General features: G+C 57.2%; 16 protein-coding genes. All 16 read right to left on the reverse strand.

The features are described 5' to 3' along the window. Positions 1 to 132: 132 nt before the first annotated feature. The 16 genes from BHE01S_RS07330 to BHE01S_RS07400 all read right to left on the reverse strand — a co-directional run bounded on the left by BHE01S_RS07330 (position 133) and on the right by BHE01S_RS07400 (position 17,402). Positions 133 to 1,113, reverse strand: coding sequence for a glycosyltransferase family 2 protein (locus tag BHE01S_RS07330; protein WP_042262199.1), 981 nt, complete (start codon positions 1,111 to 1,113; stop codon positions 133 to 135). Next, entirely contained in the window at positions 1,110 to 1,562 is a 453-nt protein-coding gene (locus tag BHE01S_RS36565) for a GtrA family protein (protein ID WP_084068646.1), read from the reverse strand. Before BHE01S_RS36565 ends, BHE01S_RS07330 begins: the two co-directional genes overlap by 4 nt. Beyond that, positions 1,549 to 2,466, reverse strand: coding sequence for a transketolase family protein (locus tag BHE01S_RS07335; RefSeq protein WP_042262201.1), 918 nt, complete (start codon positions 2,464 to 2,466; stop codon positions 1,549 to 1,551). Before BHE01S_RS07335 ends, BHE01S_RS36565 begins: the two co-directional genes overlap by 14 nt. Beyond that, positions 2,463 to 3,269 carry a transketolase gene (locus BHE01S_RS07340; RefSeq protein WP_042262204.1) on the reverse strand — a complete coding sequence of 269 codons (807 nt, stop codon included), beginning with the start codon at positions 3,267 to 3,269 and terminating at the stop codon, positions 2,463 to 2,465. The genes BHE01S_RS07335 and BHE01S_RS07340 overlap by 4 nt, the downstream gene beginning before the upstream one ends. Continuing rightward, positions 3,266 to 4,312: an NAD-dependent epimerase/dehydratase family protein gene (locus BHE01S_RS07345; protein ID WP_042262205.1), complete on the reverse strand. Its 1,047-nt coding sequence runs from the start codon at positions 4,310 to 4,312 to the stop codon at positions 3,266 to 3,268. Before BHE01S_RS07345 ends, BHE01S_RS07340 begins: the two co-directional genes overlap by 4 nt. A 13-nt stretch (positions 4,313 to 4,325) precedes the next feature. Then, positions 4,326 to 5,639: a lipopolysaccharide biosynthesis protein RfbH gene (rfbH, locus tag BHE01S_RS07350; RefSeq protein WP_042262207.1), complete on the reverse strand. Its 1,314-nt coding sequence runs from the start codon at positions 5,637 to 5,639 to the stop codon at positions 4,326 to 4,328. A 13-nt stretch (positions 5,640 to 5,652) separates the two neighbouring features. Continuing rightward, on the reverse strand, positions 5,653 to 6,720 hold the full coding sequence (gene rfbG, locus BHE01S_RS07355) for a CDP-glucose 4,6-dehydratase (protein WP_042262209.1): 1,068 nt from the start codon (positions 6,718 to 6,720) through the stop codon (positions 5,653 to 5,655). Beyond that, complete coding sequence (gene rfbF / locus BHE01S_RS07360; RefSeq protein WP_042262211.1) at positions 6,717 to 7,490, reverse strand: glucose-1-phosphate cytidylyltransferase; 774 nt, start codon at positions 7,488 to 7,490, stop codon at positions 6,717 to 6,719. Before rfbF ends, rfbG begins: the two co-directional genes overlap by 4 nt. Before the next feature lie 401 nt (positions 7,491 to 7,891). Next, positions 7,892 to 8,752, reverse strand: a complete 861-nt coding sequence (locus BHE01S_RS07365) for an acyltransferase family protein (RefSeq protein ID WP_042262213.1) — start codon at positions 8,750 to 8,752, stop codon at positions 7,892 to 7,894. A 187-nt stretch (positions 8,753 to 8,939) separates the two neighbouring features. Beyond that, positions 8,940 to 9,509 carry a D-glycero-beta-D-manno-heptose 1,7-bisphosphate 7-phosphatase gene (gene gmhB / locus BHE01S_RS07370; RefSeq protein ID WP_042262215.1) on the reverse strand — a complete coding sequence of 190 codons (570 nt, stop codon included), beginning with the start codon at positions 9,507 to 9,509 and terminating at the stop codon, positions 8,940 to 8,942. Positions 9,510 to 9,513: 4 nt separating this feature from the next. Beyond that, complete coding sequence (locus BHE01S_RS07375) at positions 9,514 to 10,221, reverse strand: nucleotidyltransferase family protein (RefSeq protein ID WP_052405752.1); 708 nt, start codon at positions 10,219 to 10,221, stop codon at positions 9,514 to 9,516. Further along, the gene (locus BHE01S_RS07380) at positions 10,218 to 10,799 is read right to left on the reverse strand and encodes a D-sedoheptulose 7-phosphate isomerase (RefSeq protein WP_042262218.1); all 582 of its coding nucleotides are present in this window, start codon (positions 10,797 to 10,799) and stop codon (positions 10,218 to 10,220) included. The genes BHE01S_RS07375 and BHE01S_RS07380 overlap by 4 nt, the downstream gene beginning before the upstream one ends. After that, a complete protein-coding gene (locus BHE01S_RS07385) occupies positions 10,799 to 11,842 on the reverse strand; it encodes a GHMP family kinase ATP-binding protein (protein WP_042262221.1) in 1,044 nt (347 codons plus the stop codon). The genes BHE01S_RS07380 and BHE01S_RS07385 overlap by 1 nt, the downstream gene beginning before the upstream one ends. A gap of 10 nt (positions 11,843 to 11,852) precedes the next feature. Then, the gene (locus tag BHE01S_RS07390; protein ID WP_042262224.1) at positions 11,853 to 15,209 is read right to left on the reverse strand and encodes a methyltransferase domain-containing protein; all 3,357 of its coding nucleotides are present in this window, start codon (positions 15,207 to 15,209) and stop codon (positions 11,853 to 11,855) included. Then, positions 15,206 to 16,588 carry an ABC transporter ATP-binding protein gene (locus tag BHE01S_RS07395; protein ID WP_042262226.1) on the reverse strand — a complete coding sequence of 461 codons (1,383 nt, stop codon included), beginning with the start codon at positions 16,586 to 16,588 and terminating at the stop codon, positions 15,206 to 15,208. Before BHE01S_RS07395 ends, BHE01S_RS07390 begins: the two co-directional genes overlap by 4 nt. Continuing rightward, complete coding sequence (locus tag BHE01S_RS07400; RefSeq protein ID WP_042262228.1) at positions 16,578 to 17,402, reverse strand: ABC transporter permease; 825 nt, start codon at positions 17,400 to 17,402, stop codon at positions 16,578 to 16,580. The genes BHE01S_RS07395 and BHE01S_RS07400 overlap by 11 nt, the downstream gene beginning before the upstream one ends.

Genomic DNA, 17,402 nt, shown 5'->3' on the forward strand with positions numbered 1-17,402 from the left:
TAGGCAGGAGCGCCAGGCAACTCGAGCAGCGCAATGCCGTCTCTGGCACAGAGGAGGGAGTTCGTGAAAGCCAATACCCAAAGCTCTCGCGCTGTCGAGAATTGCTCCCCGACTCGGCCCCCTATGCCAACCCTATATGGACATCTCATCCTTTGGCAGTTCGGCGTCGCCTGCCATGCTCGCGGCATGACCAATTCGTTCGCTCTCGACAACAAGGGGACGCTTCATCACATACGTCAGGATCGCTCCAACATACTCTCCGAGCAACCCCGTGAAAAAAAGCTGCACAGAGGCAAAGAAGAACAATCCGATGAGCAGTGGGGCGCTTCCGAATGCAAACTTGTTCCAGAAAACAAGCTTCAGAATCAGATACGCGATTGATACAAACAGGCTTAGTGTCCCCATCGCAAATCCGGCGATCGTCGCCAGCCGCAACGGAACTTTCGAATGAGAAGTAATCCCAAGCATCGCTATGTCATATAGCGTATAGAAATTATTCTTCGAAATGCCCCGCTTTCTTCGCGGCTGGACATACGGAATCTGAACGACATTAAATCCTATTTCGCAAATCAGGCCGCGAAAATAAGGATACGGGTCATCGATCCTCCGAATTATCTCAATCACCTTCCGATCATAGAGACCGAACCCGGTGAAATTCTGAATCAGGCGTACGTTTGCAATTCGCGTGACGAGCCGGTAGTACGCGCGTCGCAATGCAAAAAAGATTGCAGACTCTTTCGCCTCCGGTTTAACCCCGACAACAATCGGCGCCCCTGCGAGCCACTTGTCGATGAATTGCGTGATCAATTCCGGAGGATCCTGGAAATCAGCAACCAGCAAAATTACCGCATCACCCTTTGCCTGCATCAATCCATACATTGGCGAGCGAATGTGTCCGAAATTACGTGCATTCACGATGACCCCCACCGCCGGGTCCTTCGCAGCGATCGCACGCAACTTACTAACAGTTGAGTCAGTAGAGCAATTGTCAATAAACAAATGGTCGTACGTCACAGTAGAAATATCGGAAAATATCCGACGCACCTCCTCGTGGATACCCTCGACGTTTTCTTCTTCGTTATAGCACGGCGTAACGACTGTGATATGTTTCATGAGCGTGGAAATACGAAGCGGCGGTTTAGTAGAAAAGCAATCAGACTGAGCGGCAGCAGGACGACGGCGTTGGCAACATACACACTTGCGCCGGCAGCCAGTAGAAGACGAACACCGCCCAGATTGAAGAGGTAAACCAGGCAATAAACGCCGACAAAGCGCCAGAATCTGGAGCGCGGCGCACCACCAAAGACAAGGCGTCCAATGCTTTGAAAATTAAAACTGACGCCTGCAACCGTCGCGAGCCCAATAGCCAAGGGATAACGCATGCCGAACCAGGTCAAGACGGCAAAAACGGAATATCCGAATACTGTATTGATGCCTCCGACGATCAAAAAACGCAGAAGCTGCCAGTGAGTACGCGTAATTGAGATCGCACCATGCTTGCCCGTACCGGCAGCCTCTTCCTCTATGCCCGCACGCGGTTGCTCTGTCTCAGGCGCCTGCATTAAAGGCCTTCACAATCCGTTCGGCCACCGCTTCCGGCGCCAGTCCGTGGCTTTCCATCAGGAATCGATAGTCGCCGCACAGTGTACTGAACTGATCCTGGATGCCAATGCGAAGGAATTTGCCGCTATACGAGCCGAGCAGACGCTCAGCGACTATGCTTCCCAAGCCGCCGTCAATGGCATGCTCTTCGAATGTCACGATGCCCTCGCGGCCTTTGACGATCTCATGCAGCGCGGCTTCAGGGAACGGTTTAAGTCGGGGGCACGACACGACATCTGCGCCTCCGATAATCTGTGCAACTCGTGCTGCCAGCTTGACCCCCGACCCGGTTCCGAGAAAGAGGTATCTCGCCCTGTTGCCGCCGACGGGAACGAGATCGTCCGCGGACCCGGCATCGGGCAACGCACCATGGACATCGCCGAGATCGGCTTTGCCCATTCGCAGATACGCCGGCCGGCCTTCGTCATAGATCCGGTTCATGCAGGAGGTGAGTTCGAACCGATCGGCGGGAGAGTAAATATTGATTTGAGGAACTGCGCGAAGTACCGCTATGTCCTCTGTGGACTGATGACTCGTGCCAAGTTGCGCGTACACCACGCCCGCACCGTCCCCGATCAGGGTCACCGGCAAATTTTCATAGCAGACGTCAATCTTGATCTGCTCGAGCACGCGAATAGGCACAAACGCGCTGAGTCCATACACGAATGGTCTATATCCCGCTTTCGCGAGACCGGCAGCAACGCCGACCATGTTTTGCTCGGCAATGCCACAATTCATGTATTGATCGGCACACGCCTTGATGAACGGATCGAAAAGCGCGTACCCGTGGTCGCCAGTCAACAAGAGGACCTTCGGATCCCGCTTTGCGAGAGCGACAAGCGCGTCGGAAAAAGCTGCTCTCATGCGTCGCCTTCCAGTGCTGATATTGCAGCGCCAAACGTCTGAGCGTTCAAACGCGTGTAGTGCCAGACATTGTTGTTCTCCATGAACGGAACTCCCTTGCCCTTAACCGTTTGTGCGACGATCGCCTTCGGCTTGCCGTTTTTCGAAATCCGGAGCCGACCATACGCCGCGTCGATGGCGTTTTCATCGTGCCCGTCGATCAAGACAGTCTCAAAGCCAAACGCATCGAACTTGGCTCGGATATCGCCAAGTCCAATGACTTCGTCAGTTCGGCCCATCGCCTGAAAGCCGTTGACGTCGACGATAACTATCAGGTTATCCAGTTTGAACTGGCTGGCGAAGAGTGCCGCTTCCCAGATTGTTCCTTCATTGAGCTCACCATCGCCGACAAGTGCATAACACATCTGGTTCGTGACGCTTCGCTTTGCACCAAGCGCCAGACCAACGGCGACCGGCATCCCATGCCCCAACGATCCAGTGGTCGCTTCGACACCCGGCACATGCGCATCTGCCAGTCCCTTAAGCCGCGTGCCGTTGCCGAAGTACCTCTCGAGTTCGTCAGAACCGATCCATCCCAATTCGCCAAGGCAAGCGTATTGCGCCATGACGCCATGGCCTTTGCTCAAAACCAGATAGTCGCGATTCGACCAGTCCGGGTTTTTGGGGTCAACCTGCAGATGCCCGCGATAAAGCACAGCCAACAACTCGACAATCGAAAAAGCGCAACCGATATGGACGGTAGAGCCGCTGAACGCCATCTCAAGGATGGCCTTTCGAATACGCTTCGAATTAAATCGCGTCATGCTATTGCCGCTGCGCGGCTCCAGTTTATGGTCTTCGTCAATGCCGCCTCGAGCGACGTGTATTCGGCTAAGCCAAGTCCAGCCCGGGCTTTCGTTGTGTCCGGCACGTATCTTGGCGGTAAAGCGCTTGACGGAGTGTCTGAAGCCTCCGCTCGCGGTTCGCGATCAAACAAGCGCTCGATTGCGCTGGCGAGTTCCGCAATCGATACCGGTCGCTCCGATCCGAGGTTATAGGCGCCTCCGTTTGCGCCGCTTAGGAGGATGCGCAACAGCCAGATACAAGCGTCCGAAGCGTAGAGATAGCTGCGAACTGGACGGCCATCGCGGATCGCGATCGGCCGCGCAGCCAGGGCATCGCGGATGAAGTTTCCCGCGGCGAACGGGCCATCGAGCGGCAGGCCAGGACCGAGCAACGCGAATATACGGGCAATAGCGACGCGAGGCAGGCCACGACTGAGAGCGGTTGTCGCCAGCCACTCGGCAGCGCGTTTGCCCTGCCCATAAGCCGTGCGGTAATCGAGCAGGTCGGGGGCGCCGCCATACGATTCAGGAATCCGCTCGAGCTCGGGAGGCTGCGTTCCGTATACCGCACCGCTCGACGTGAGAAGAAACTGCGATGCTCCATTATCGATCGCAGCATCGAGAACACGCCGCGTCCCGAGTGTCACTGAGTCGAATATGCGCTGATAGTCGGCCGCTTTAGTGGTATCGCCCACGTCCGTTGCCGCATGTACGCACACATCGATAGCACCAATGTTGGTGGCAAAGCTCGTGACATCTCCAGCGACCAACGTGATCCGGCTACGTGGGTCAAAAAGATGCGGAGCCGACTCTATCGCCCGCTGAGGTGTGCGACTCAGTACCGCCACGTCAATGTCGGCATTCACAGACTCGTTCGCGTGCTGGATCACTTCCAGAAACCACGATCCGATAAACCCGGTACCACCGGTCACGAACCACCGGGTTCCGCTCAGATTGCGCCAGATGTCGCTAGTCAAACCAACGACGTGGTCAAGATCCTCTCGTGGTAGCGCTTGGCGCATATTGCCCTTCGGCTCAGAAATTCACGCCAAGGAAGGTTTCAATCTTCTCGGCAATGTGTTCGAGCATCTCGCAACTCAACCCCGGGTAGACTCCGACCCAGAACGTCTCATTCATTACGACATCGGTATTTTCGAGCGTACCGCTCACGCGATACTCACGACCCTTCATGTAGGGCTGACGCGTAAGATTGCCCGCGAAGAGGAGTCGTGTCCCGATCTTGTGCTGATCGAGGTAACCGAGCAGATCGACGCGGCGCACCCCGGCATCCGGCTTCAAGGTAATCGGGAAACCGAACCAGGAAGGATCAGATTCCGGCGTCGCCGCCGGAAGGATGAGGAATTCGCTGCAAGACTGAAGACGCTCGTGAAGGAACGCAAAATTGTCCTTACGTGCTTGCACAAAGCCATCGAGCCGGTCAAGCTGCGCCAGCGCACAGGCGGCCTGCATGTCCGTGATCTTCAGGTTGTAACCCAAGTGAGAATAGGTGTACTTGTGGTCGTATCCTTCCGGAAGATCGCCGAGCTTCCAGCAAAAACGCTTCCCGCAGGTATTGTCCTTGCCAGGCGCGCAATAGCAGTCACGCCCCCAATCGCGGAACGATTCCGCGATGAGCTTCAGTTCGGGATTGTTCGTGAACACCGCGCCACCCTCGCCCATCGTAATGTGATGCGCCGGGTAGAAGCTGAGCGTACCGATGTCACCGAACGTACCGACTCGCTGACCACGATACGTCGATCCCAGCGCGTCGCAGCAGTCCTCGATCAACCACAGATTGTGCTTCTTGCACAACGCGACGATGACATCCAGGTTGTAGGGATTACCAAGCGTATGCGCGAGCATGATCGCTTTCGTCTTCGGCGAAATGGCGGCCTCGATCTTGCTGGGATCGATGTTGTAATTGCCCAGTTCGACGTCGACGAAGACGGGCACAGCACCAAACTGGATGATCGGATTCACCGTCGTGGGAAATCCAGCCGCGACGCCGATGACTTCGTCTCCCTGGCGAATGGCACGCTCGCCAAGCTTCGGAGAGGTCAGCGTTGAGAACGCAATGAGATTCGCCGAAGAGCCGGAGTTCACCGTCATCAGGTACTGGACGCCAATGTACTCGGCCAGCTTTTTTTCGAACTGTTCGTTAAAGCGCCCTGTCGTCAGCCAGCCATCCAGGGAAGCTTCAACCATCAGTTCCATTTCGCGCGCGCCAATGACCTTTCCGGAAGGCGGCACGACGGTGATTCCAGGTTCGAACTCTGGGGCTTTGGTAGCCATCTCTCCATACTGACGGACGAGATGGGCAATTTGTTCGCGGAGCTGATCTTTATTCATAGCTATACTTACTTCAAAGTCGCACGTAGCGATCAATTTGATTCAACGTGAATGCGCGCATATCTTCATCGCGCGCTTCTGCTTTGTACCAACTGACAATGTTCTCAAGCGCCAGTGCAAGGTTCCATCGCGGTTTCCAATCTAGTCTGGCGCGCGCCTTGGAACAGTCTAGTTTTAGATACGCCGCCTCGTGGGGATGCTGGTCGGTATCCAGAACCCAGCTTGCATCCCCTCCCCACTGCCGCACCAGTTCCGCCACAATGAACCCGACAGGTTGGGCGTCCGAATCGTATGGCCCGAAATTCCAAGCCTCGCCGAATTGTGGCCCGCTGGCATAGAGCGCTTCGGCGAGCCGCAGATATCCCGCCAGTGGCTCGAGAACATGCTGCCACGGCCGTATCGCGCGAGGGCTCCGAACTTTCACTGCCTCGCCGCGGCGAAGGGCGCGGACGATGTCCGGCACCAGCCGATCGGTCGCCCAATCGCCTCCGCCGATTACGTTTCCCGCGCGTGCGCTTGCAATTGCTACGCCGTGCTCCGCATGTCGAGCCGGATTAAAAAACGAGTTCCGGTAGGCCGAAGTCACCAGCTCCGTGCAGGCTTTGCTGCTGCTGTACGGGTCGTAACCACCCATCGGCTCGTTTTCGCGGTAGCCCCACTCCCACTCATGATTTTCGTAGCACTTATCAGTCGTGACTATCACCGCCGCACGAACTGTACTGAGGCTCCGTATCGCCTCGAGCACGTTGATCGTGCCCATCACATTGGTCGCGTACGTATCAACCGGATTCAGATAAGACTCTCGAACCAGCGGTTGAGCCGCCATATGGATGACGATGTCAGGCCGTGCACGCTCCATTGCATTGCGCAGGCTTACCGCGTCGCGGATGTCCCCTATAACGGAGTCGATGCCGTCGGCTGCGCGAGCACGCGTGTACAGATTGGGCTCGGTGTTAGGCGACAGCGCGAAACCGGTGACGTGAGCACCCATAGACTGCAGCCAAAGGGTTAGCCAGCTCCCCTTGAAACCGGTGTGCCCGGTAAGAAAGACGCGCTTGTCTTGCCAGAAAGAGGGCGTCATTTCCAGGTCTTCCAAGGCGCATTGCCGCTTTGCCAAAGGGACTCGAGCAAATTCTTGTCCCTTAGCGTGTCCATCGGCTGCCAGAATCCGTTGTGCTCGTAGGCGGTCAATTGACCGCTGCCCGCAAGCTGCTCGAGCGGCTCGCGTTCCCATACCGTCGAGTCATCCTGAATCAAGTCGATCACCTTCGGGGATAGCACAAAAAATCCCCCATTGATCATCCCCCCGTCGCCATTCGGCTTTTCCCGGAACGAATGCACCCTGCCGCCGCGGATGTCGAGTGCTCCGAAACGGCCAGGCGGATAAGTAGCAGTCAACGTCGCCATTGTCCCATTGCGCCGGTGGTGAGCAATGAGGTCGGCAATATTGATATCGCTCACCCCGTCGCCGTAGGTAAAGCAAAAAGCGTCCTCGTCCTTGACGAAGTCCTTGACACGCCGCAGGCGGCCGCCGGTCATGGTGCTTTCGCCCGTGTCGACGAGCGTCACGCGCCAAGGTTCCGCGTATCGCTGATGCACTTCCATGGCGTTCGTCTGCATGTCGAACGTGACATCAGAGGTGTGCAGGAAGTAGTTCGCGAAGTATTCCTTGATGACGTAGCCCTTATAACCGCAGCAAATGACGAACTCGTTGATTGCGTAGGTCGAGTAGACCTTCATGATGTGCCAAAGGATCGGCTTGCCGCCAATCTCAATCATTGGCTTGGGACGATTAATCGTGTCCTCGGAAATCCTCGTGCCAAGGCCACCGGCAAGAATGACTGCTTTCATCAAAATCCCTATGTATGTCTTACTCTGCCGCTGGGCGTTTGTGTTGCAGCGCCAACTGCGCCTCGCGTTCTCTCAAACTGACCGACTATGCTTTGCGACTGCATCAAACGCGCCCGGCGGTTCTTCGGGCGCCGTACCGCGCGCGGTAACCCTTGCCGGTCCCCGCGGAGGCTCCCGGAGTCGATTTGGGACAACAAGCTATCGTCGCCTTAGTTCGTTGCTGGTAAAGCGGTATCTCGAAATTATATAGCGATCAACACATCGGAAGTCAGCGGATTCCGGGTACCCTTCAGAGCGTGTAGCCATTCAGGATCCGCCCCACTCGCTCTGGCGCGCTGGTTAAGCAACCTATCCGATGGCCCGAACAACCAACCCACCCGTTGGTTCGCTTCCCGAACCAGTCACTGGGTGATATTCATTGCGACCGCGTTCGACCGCTCGACATGATCCAGAAGTCGACGCTCAATAAAGATCGGTTTCTCTCCGGCATGCGCGACCAGATTCTGGTCTACCGTAGCCGTCACGACATCCTTTCCTAATGCTGTAACCAGCCGGCGTCCGGCAAAGACGACTGTTGCCCCTTCTTGAGGCACCGAATCAACGGAAATCCACATTGCGGAAGAGCCGTCAGGTTGCACATTCAACGGCACGCCAGCCTTGCCTTCCGTGGGCCCAAACGCGCGTATTTTCATTGCCATATTCGTCACCGGTACGAATGCATGGCTATACGTGATGTGCTGCATAAGTACGCAAACGACCAGCAGGGCGCACATCGAGCCAAAAACCCGCTTCGCATAAATGTCCTCAATCATCCTAGCACCACACAAAAAGCGAATCCACCCACGAAAGTTGAGCGAGGCAATATGCCTTCCCATGGTGATAGAGGGTTTCTCGATCAAACGCCAACTGAGGGCAGCGAAAAAACCGGCGAGACAAAGCGACAGCGCAGCCAAAATATAGGGGCTCATATGAGCCGTGACTGTCAACAGTATGATCTGGGCACTCGGCCAGCCATAGATATAGACACCATAGCTCACATCGTTCCTGGGACGAACCAGCCGTCCGAGCCATTGCAGGCCACCGACAAAGAGAATCGCCCAGATTACGAACAAGTAGAATGCGATCACGTGCGCCGTACCGCTCGTCAAATACAGCGTCAGCGCCAATGCGACGCCATGCCATAAGTGCGGAACGATCCACTTCGAGGCGCCAAACGTGAACGCTCCGGCAAAAAACATCGTGTACGCGACGTGGCTAGTCATCAGCCGTCGTCTTCGACGCCACCCCACTGCGACTGCTTGGGGGCCAATATACTCAATAAGCCACCAGCCAACCTGGTCCAAATTTCACCAACCGATGCCCCAAAGCTCAGGGCACGCTTCCAGCTGAAAAACCGCGGACACACGATGGCTGAAGTCATAGCGCTTGCAACACGGCCCAACCGCACGGTCACCTCGACGCGTCAGTTGGTGGAGCAATTCGCTGTGAAACGTCGGCAAGCGCCGAAACGCGCACAACGTCCTCACCTGCCTCATCGCCACCCGCTGGATTTTGCAGCCAGTAACACTGGCACACTCCCGCCGCGCGGGCCGCCTCCATGTCGGTGATCGCATCGCCGACCATAACCGATCGACTCAAATCAATTCCATGTTCACGCGCCGCCTTTAACAACATCCCCGGCGCTGGCTTCCTGCAGTCGCAGACTACTCCATACTGACCAATCCCCGCGGTCGGGTGATGCGGACAGTAATACACCTGCGTGATCGGCGCACCCTGCGCAGCGAATTGCTCAAGCATCCACTTCGTGAAAACCGCAAACGTCTCTTCGCTATAGTAGCCGCGTGCGATCCCCGCCTGGTTGGTCACGACGAACACGTCGTAGCCCGCTTCACGCGCCTCACGCACCAGCTCAAAAATTCCCGGTACGAACACGCAGTCCTCTGCGCGATGCAGGTAACCAATATCGACATTGACGACCCCATCGCGATCGAGAAACAGCGCGCGTTTCAATGCTGCCATTGTCTCAAGCCACCATCTGCGGTACGAGCGTCTGTGCCAGCGCGTAGTCTTCCGGCACACCAATATCGATCAACTGACTAACAGCCGGAACCGCATGCACCTGAAGCTCGGCAAGATGCGCATGCAAAAAATCCTGCTCGAACGAGAAGCGCTCCTGATTCACATAGCCCATGAACGAGGCTCGCTTGACCAGATAGACCCCGGCATTGATGTAGCCCGCACCCGTCTGCCCCTTCTCGCGGAATGCGGTAACGCGGCGCGGCGCGGCGGCGTCGAAATCCACTGCACCGTACCGGGCTACATCATCAAGCTGCGCCACCGCCATAACGACGTCGGCCTCACCCGATGCACCCGCGGAGCGCAGTTCGTCGAAATCGACAATGGTCATCGTGTCGCCGTTGAGCACGAACGCTTCGCCGCCACCAATCTGGGCCATCGCCCGGGCGATGGCCCCGCCAGTACCAAGCGGCTCGTCTTCGACGACGTAGTGCACCTTCAGTGCCCCGAAGGTGTCGCCGAAGTAGTCCTCAATCACGTCGCGCTTGTAGCCCACGGACAAATAGACATCGGCAATACCCTGCTGCTCGAGACGGCGCAGGACCCACCACAGAAACGGCTTGCCCGCCACCGTAGCCATCGGCTTTGGCAGATCAGGCACAACCGAACGAAGGCGCGTTCCGAGTCCGCCAGCGAGAACGATTGCGGGAATCATGCCGGGGTGAACAAGCTCGATTCAACCAGTCCACAGATGATGTGGGCCAGCAGGATATGACCTTCCTGAATCTTCGGCGTCGATCGCGACGGTACTTCAATGCACAAGTCGCACAGCTCCAGCATCGCATTGCCGCTTGCACCGGTGAAGCCCGCAACGTACATACCCTTCTTGCGGGCCTCTTCCATGGCGAGCAGGACGTTCGGCGACTTGCCCGACGTCGAGATGCCCCAGAAAAAGTCACCCTTGACGCCACCGGACTGGACCTGGCGCGCAAACACTTTCTCGTAGCCGTAGTCGTTGCCGATGGCCGTCAATGCCGAAGTGTCGGTGGTCAACGCAAACGCGGGCAAACCTGGGCGGTCGAAATTGAAGCGGCTGACGAATTCGCCCGCAATGTGCTGCGCATCGGCCGCGCTGCCGCCGTTACCGGCGATCAGTACCTTGTTGCCGGCCTTGAACGTGTCGACGATCTTCTGTGCGAAACCGGCAACCTTATCCAGCAGGACTTCGTCGGCGTGAATTGCGGTGAAGAGGTCGATTGCCTTCGAAATTTCATTCCGGATCGTGTCTTTCATTAGGTCCTCCAGGAATACGCACCATGTTCGGTGAAATTGCAGGTAAATACCTGACCGTTGAATTGTTCCAGGGCGCGAATCACGTCTGGTCGCTTTGTCGGGTCAACGATGAACATCATGAAACCGCCGCCGCCTGCGCCGGACACTTTACCCGCACGCGCGCCAGCCGCAATTGCCGCGTCGTAAATGGCGTCAATGCTCGCGTTGCTGATGCTCGTAGCCATCAGCTTCTTCGAGATCCACGAGAGACGCATCGACTCGGCGAAACTGTCGAAGTCACCCTTGAGGATGGCTTCTTTCATCTTTACGGCTTCTTCCTTCACACGGTGCAATGCGTCAAGCGACGTCGAGTTGCCGCTCTTCACGCTATCGGTCTGCTGCTGAATGATCCGCGCAGACTCGCGGGACACGCCCGTGTAAAACAGGACCAACGAAGACTCGAGTTCCGCGCGCACCGAATGCTTCACGCGCAACGGGTTGACGATCACCCGGTCCTTGTAGAACTCCATGAAATTGAAGCCGCCAAACGTGGCGGCGTACTGGTCCTGCTTACCGCCAGCAAACGCAAGATCCACGCGTTCGATATCGTGAGCAAGTTGCGCAATGTCATATTCGCCGAGCGGAATCTGCAGGTACTCAACGAAGGCATGGACCAACGCCACCACCATCGTCGACGACGAGCCCAGCCCCGATCCAGGCGGCGCTTCGGAGTGCGTCGTCACATGCACGGACAGCGGCTCGCCCGCGTTGTAGTCACGAACGATCCGGTTGTACACGCCGACGTGTAACTCCAGGCCCTTAACCAGGTCAAGGGAGGCCGTAGCCGTGCCCGACCAGTGCACGGAGTTGTCCGCGGCCACCAGCTCGACGATGCCGTCCTGGCGGGGCGTAATCGTCGCATACGCGAACTTGTCAATGGTGGCGTTCAGCACAAGCCCGCCGAAATCGTCGGAATACGGAGAAACGTCCGTGCCACCGCCAGCAAGTCCAAGTCGCAGCGGTGCGCGCGCGCGCACCGTTCCGGGTACGTAAGAGGTCGTCATAAGCGATAAATCAATGGTTGAAATCCAGATCTTGCGCAAACACTTCACGAATTGCCGCGCTCGAGAAGTTCGCGGCGACGTAAGCCCGCCCCGCCTCTGCAACACGGAACCAGTTCGCGTCATTGCGCACCAGTTCGATCACGCTGGAGGCAAACACAGCCGGATCGTCGGTCACAGGCAGAATGTCTTCGAGACCCGCCAGCCCCTGAACGCCAACGGGAGTCGTCACAAGCGGCGTGCCAAAGTTCATTGCCTCAACGACCTTGTTTTTGACACCCGCGCCAAAGCGCAAGGGCACCACGGCCACGCGCGCGAGCTCATACAGTTCGGCCAGCCGCTCGTCGGTCACATACCCGGTTACCACCACCTTGGGCCCGGCCAGCGCCTTCACCTCGTCGGTCGGATTGGAGCCGACCAGCGAAAGCTGTATGTGCGGCAGTTCCGCACTAATGCGCGGCATGATCTCGTTCACGAGCCACTTCGCCGCGTCGACGTTGGGTGGATGACCAAACCCAGCGACGAAAACAATCTGGCTGCGCTCGTGCAACGTATCCTCGTTCTCGTTGTCCGGACGGGGCTCGAAAAAGTAAGGCGGCAATGCACGCGCTGCCACGCCAGGCGCCATCTTGTTGACGGTCTCGGCTTCCGTCGCCGATGGGTAATACACCCGATCGACTGAGTTCCAGACTTTCAGCTCAAGCTGGCGCTCGCTTTCGGCCTGGCGCAGCAATTTCTGCTCACCCGATACCTCCGCTTGCTTCAAGGTGCGCTCGAAGTGCAGATCGTGGCCGTAGTAGAGCAACCTGGCAGTGGGTGCATACTTGCGCAGCGGCTCGATGAACGGCTCGCTGACATACGGCCGATTCAAAAATGCGAAGTCGATGGTTTGATCGGTATTCTTGATCCATTCATCAAAGCCATCGATGAACTGTGGACCATAAAAGACCTCGACGCCCATTTGCTGCAACGGCTTCACGTAGGCTTCGTCGTACCAGAGATTCTGCGGCCAGAACTTGACGTTAAGCCCCATCTCGAGAAACACGCGAATGAAGCAGATCAGCGAGCGAGATCCCGCATCGCGATCGGGCTGCGGAACATAGTGGTCAACGATCAAAACGGTCTTGCGGTTACGCGTGCGATCACGCGCCGCACTCACATGCGTGCCATTATCGAAGTGCTGCGAGTTGAGGACCTCGTGCCAACGCTCACGAAACTTCTTCTGGTTCTCGACCTGGTAAGCCTTGATGCCAGATCCCGTGTCCGTTCCGTTCGAAATCCCTTCATAGTGGACGATGACCGACTCCGGCTGGTAATAGACCTTCTTACCCGCCTGACGGACCTTGAATGCCAGATCGGAGTCTTCGCAGTAGGCCGGCAGATAGTACTCATCGAAACCACCCAGTTCGTCCCATAGCTCCTTTCGGAGCAGCAACGACGCACCCGAGGCGTAGTCGATTTCCTTGACATAGTTGTAGGCGCTTTTCGACGGATCGTCGAGACGCCCGAAATTCCACGCGGAGCCGTCCTTCCACATGATCCCGCCCGCTTCCTGCAGACGACCATCGGGATAGACGAGCTTGGAACCCACCATGCCGCAATCGGGTCGCGCGTTGAACAATGCGATCATCGAGTCGAGCCAGCCGGACGTGACTTCCGTGTCGTTGTTCAGGAAGTAAACGTACTCGCCGCGAGCGTGCGTCGCCGCGTGATTGCACGAACCGATGAAGCCCAGATTGGTCGGGTTCGACAGGAAGCGAAGACCCGGGATCTCTTGCATCCGCAGAATATCTGTGTCTCCGGACGCGTCTTCGGCAACAATGACTTCGATCGAAACGGCTGGCATATGCTCGACGATCGACCGAACACAGGCGAGTGTGTACGGCAAATTACCGTACGCCGGTATGACAACCGATACCAGTGGATTCTCCACCACCGGCAGCTTCAAGGCGGCGAGCACCGAGTCGAACTCTTCCGGCTTGATTTTCGGGCGCCCCAAAATCTGGGTCAGCGGCGCGCGCTGACGCTTCCATGTTTCGTAAAACACCACGCCTTCGAACAACGGGCCAGCAACGCGAAATAGCAAATTGGCGAGTTTGCTCTTTTGTCCGTGACTGAGCGGCAGCGACTTGTAAGCCGAACGCGCCCAGCGTTTGGCGTGGGGGCGAAGCGGCTGCAGTATCGGCGAAAAATCGCCTCGGGCGAGCCGCACCAAGCCGCGCAGCGGGCGTGTGATCTTCCACGAGGTGGACGCGTGGAGCCTTACCAGTTCGCCCTGTAATTGGCCGAGACCCGTCTGCAATTCGTCGCGCTCATGGCGAATTGCGTCATACCTCTCGAGGATGGCGGAGCTGTCGCCGCTTTCAATCAATCTGAGCCGCTGGAGTTCAACTTGCATTCGGCCGAGTACCGTTCGCAATTCGTCGCGTTCGCGCTGAAGTGCCTCATGCATTTCGCGGAGGCTGGACGTGTCAGTCTTCCCGGTCGCTTTCAGCAGCTGAAGTTCCTCGTCAAGCGACAAGGCCCAAGCTGTCCGGTCAGCAAATTCACCTTGCAATCGGCGAATCTCAATGTCGCGCGCCTCGATTTCACTGGTCTGGCTATTTGCCCATACCGCAAGTTCCTCTTGCCGGGCATAGAGATCGCTACCCTCTTCGAAGAAAACCGATGCCTCCAGCCTGGGCTGCCCATGCTCAGCATCCTTCGAACAGACCGCCAGGTAGTACATGATCGCGCCGAGTTTCGGTGTCCGGACGGATACGCCCGCCTGATCGAGTGTGAGCGCGGAATACGCAGCGTCTTGCCGGTCTTCCGGGAGAATGACCGAACTCGTGGCCAGGCGCTGTCCATAGTAAGTGACGCCGCCGAAATAGCGTTTCACCAGCGCGTCGAGTTCTTCGAAATACAACTCCCGAACGTGAAATTCGTTATGGAAGTTGCGATCGTCCGAGTACACCTGCTTGTTGGGCGACGACAGTATGAGAAAACCGCCCGGCTTAAGTACACGGTGGATCTCCGCAAGCATTTCGTCGTGCTGCGTCAGGTGTTCGAGTGTCTCGAACGAGACGACCGCGTCGACGCTCGCGTCGGCCAACGGAATCTCCGTTGCGCTTCCCTGCTTGAAGGAGAGATTCGAGACATTGCCGTACAACTCGACTGCATGGTCGACCGCTTCTTGCGAAATGTCGACGCCAGTCACAGCCTTGGCATATTTGGCCAGAATGGCCGAGCCGTATCCTTCACCGCAGGCAATGTCCAGCACATGCAAACCCTTGACGGTCTGCGCGGCCCAACCATAACGGTGCAAATGTTCATAGCGCATGTCCCCTTCTTCGGTCGGGACATACCGTTCACCGGTGAACTCGATCACGCCAGTGACCTCTCTTTTTCGACGCTAATACTGAGCATAGGGATGCCAATCAAGCCGTGACGCATCGTGCTGTCGACGGTGCGGAACTGCAATGCGTCGTGGAGCCAATGCTGTTGTGTGTGATCGTCCTGGGTGCCGGATGCAACCGCCGCGTCGATGGAGTACGCACCAACTGGCAGGATCGGCATGCGGAACCGGAAAGAGGCAACAAAGACGTCGCCCTCGCTTCCTTCGATCACGTCTTCGTAACTCAGGTGCGAGTTATCGCCGAACAACCGTTGCCCCAAACGATCCTTCACGTAGAAGCCAAAGATCAGTCCAGCCATCTGCTTGTGCACGGCGACTTTCAGCTGAAGGGTAACCAGTTCCCCGCCCTGCATGAGTTGCCCCTGCCGTCCATCCTGGTCAATCAGAGCGACATCGACGATCGAAGCCCCGCCCGCACCGAATGCGCTCTCATGCGCCTCCGGATCGAATTCAAATACCTTGATGGAGTTCGCGGGCCTCAGTTGATCGAGCCGCGGATCGACAACATCAAGTGCTTTCATCTTGGCCTTAGCCCGCTCGGACTTTGCCGCGGTCACGGCCACGCCCTGTGCCTTGCGATCGAGCACATGCTGCTCGGCAAGATAAGCCTCGACCACCTCTTTGGCCGACCCATCCATGCGCACCGAACCATGATCGAGCCAGACAGCGCGAGAGCACAGGCTGGTCACCGCGCCGACATCGTGGCTCACGAACAGTAGCGTTCCTGTCTTCTGAAATCCGCGCAAGAACCGCATGCATTTCTGCGTGAAACGCACATCGCCGACAGACAATGCTTCGTCGACCACCAGGACATCCGCGTCGACGTGTGCCGCAATGGCAAATGCCAGCCGGACGTACATGCCGCTCGAATAGGTCTTCACCGGCTGCGACACAAAATCGCCGATCTCCGCAAACTCGATGATGGAGTCGTAGCGCTCTTTCAACTGCGATTCGGTGAGCCCATACAGCATGCCGCTGAGATACACATTCTCTTCACCGGTGAACTCGGGATTGAAACCGGCGCCAAGTTCAAGCAACGCGGCAACACGACCGTTGCGTGCCACCAGCCCTTCGGTCGGGAAAAGCGTGCCGCACACAAGCTGGAGAAAGGTTGACTTGCCGGAACCGTTCTGTCCGATGATCGCCACGGTCTCCCCGCGCTCGATCGTCAAGTCGACCTTGCGAAGCGCCCAGAACTCGCGAAAATACTCCTTCGGTTGTTTGCCGAACAATCGCGACACACGAGGAAAGATCATCTGCTTGAGACGATCTTGCGGGTCCGAATAAATCTCGTATCGTTTGCTGAGGCCCTTGACCTCGACTGCGATCGGCTGAGCAGTATTAGAGGACATCGGCGAACCCCTTGCGCGTCTTTTCAAACCAGAGGAGACCGAGCGATGCGACGACGTACGCGATCACTGAGTACAAAAGCCAGCCGGCCCAGTTGACCTGGCCACCCCAAATGGCGACGGTACGAATTTGATCGATGACGAAAGTAAGCGGGTTCAGCATGATGATCGCTTGCAGACGCGGCGGCACCGACGAGAGCGGATAGAAGACCGGGGCCATGAACATGAGCAAGGACGACACGATGCCCATCACTTGCCCCAGGTCGCGCATGAACACCCCGAAGGACGCCAGGAACCAGACGAGGCCAGCTGTCAGGACGACAAAGGGCAGCAGGATCACGGGTACAAAAATCACCGTCCAGGGAATATGACCTTGCCACAGCAGGATCGCGACTAACAGGATCACGGACGCCACCAGCATATGGAACAACGCTGTTCCAATCGCGATCCACGGCAGCGTCTGCAGCGGGAAGACCACCTTCTTGACGTAGTTCGGATTGCCGACAACGAGCATCGGTGCACGCGTCAGACACTCCGACAGCAAGGTATGCGTAAGCACACCCACGAACATGACAACGGCAAATTCGATGTGATCGGTGGAGCCCGCCCGCCATCTCGACTTGAACACGAAGCCAAACACAAATGTGTAGATGCTCAACATCAACAGCGGCGTAATGAACGACCAGAAGAGTCCGAGAAACGAACCCTTGTAGCGGCCGGCAACCTCGCGTTTGACAAACTCCACGATGAGATGCCAGTTCTCTGTGAGCGAGTACACGACTGCAAGCGGATGCAGCAGCCGTTTTGGTGATTCCAT

This window comes from Paraburkholderia heleia NBRC 101817 (assembly GCF_000739775.1).
In the GTDB taxonomy this organism is placed as follows: Bacteria; Pseudomonadota; Gammaproteobacteria; order Burkholderiales; family Burkholderiaceae; genus Paraburkholderia; species Paraburkholderia heleia.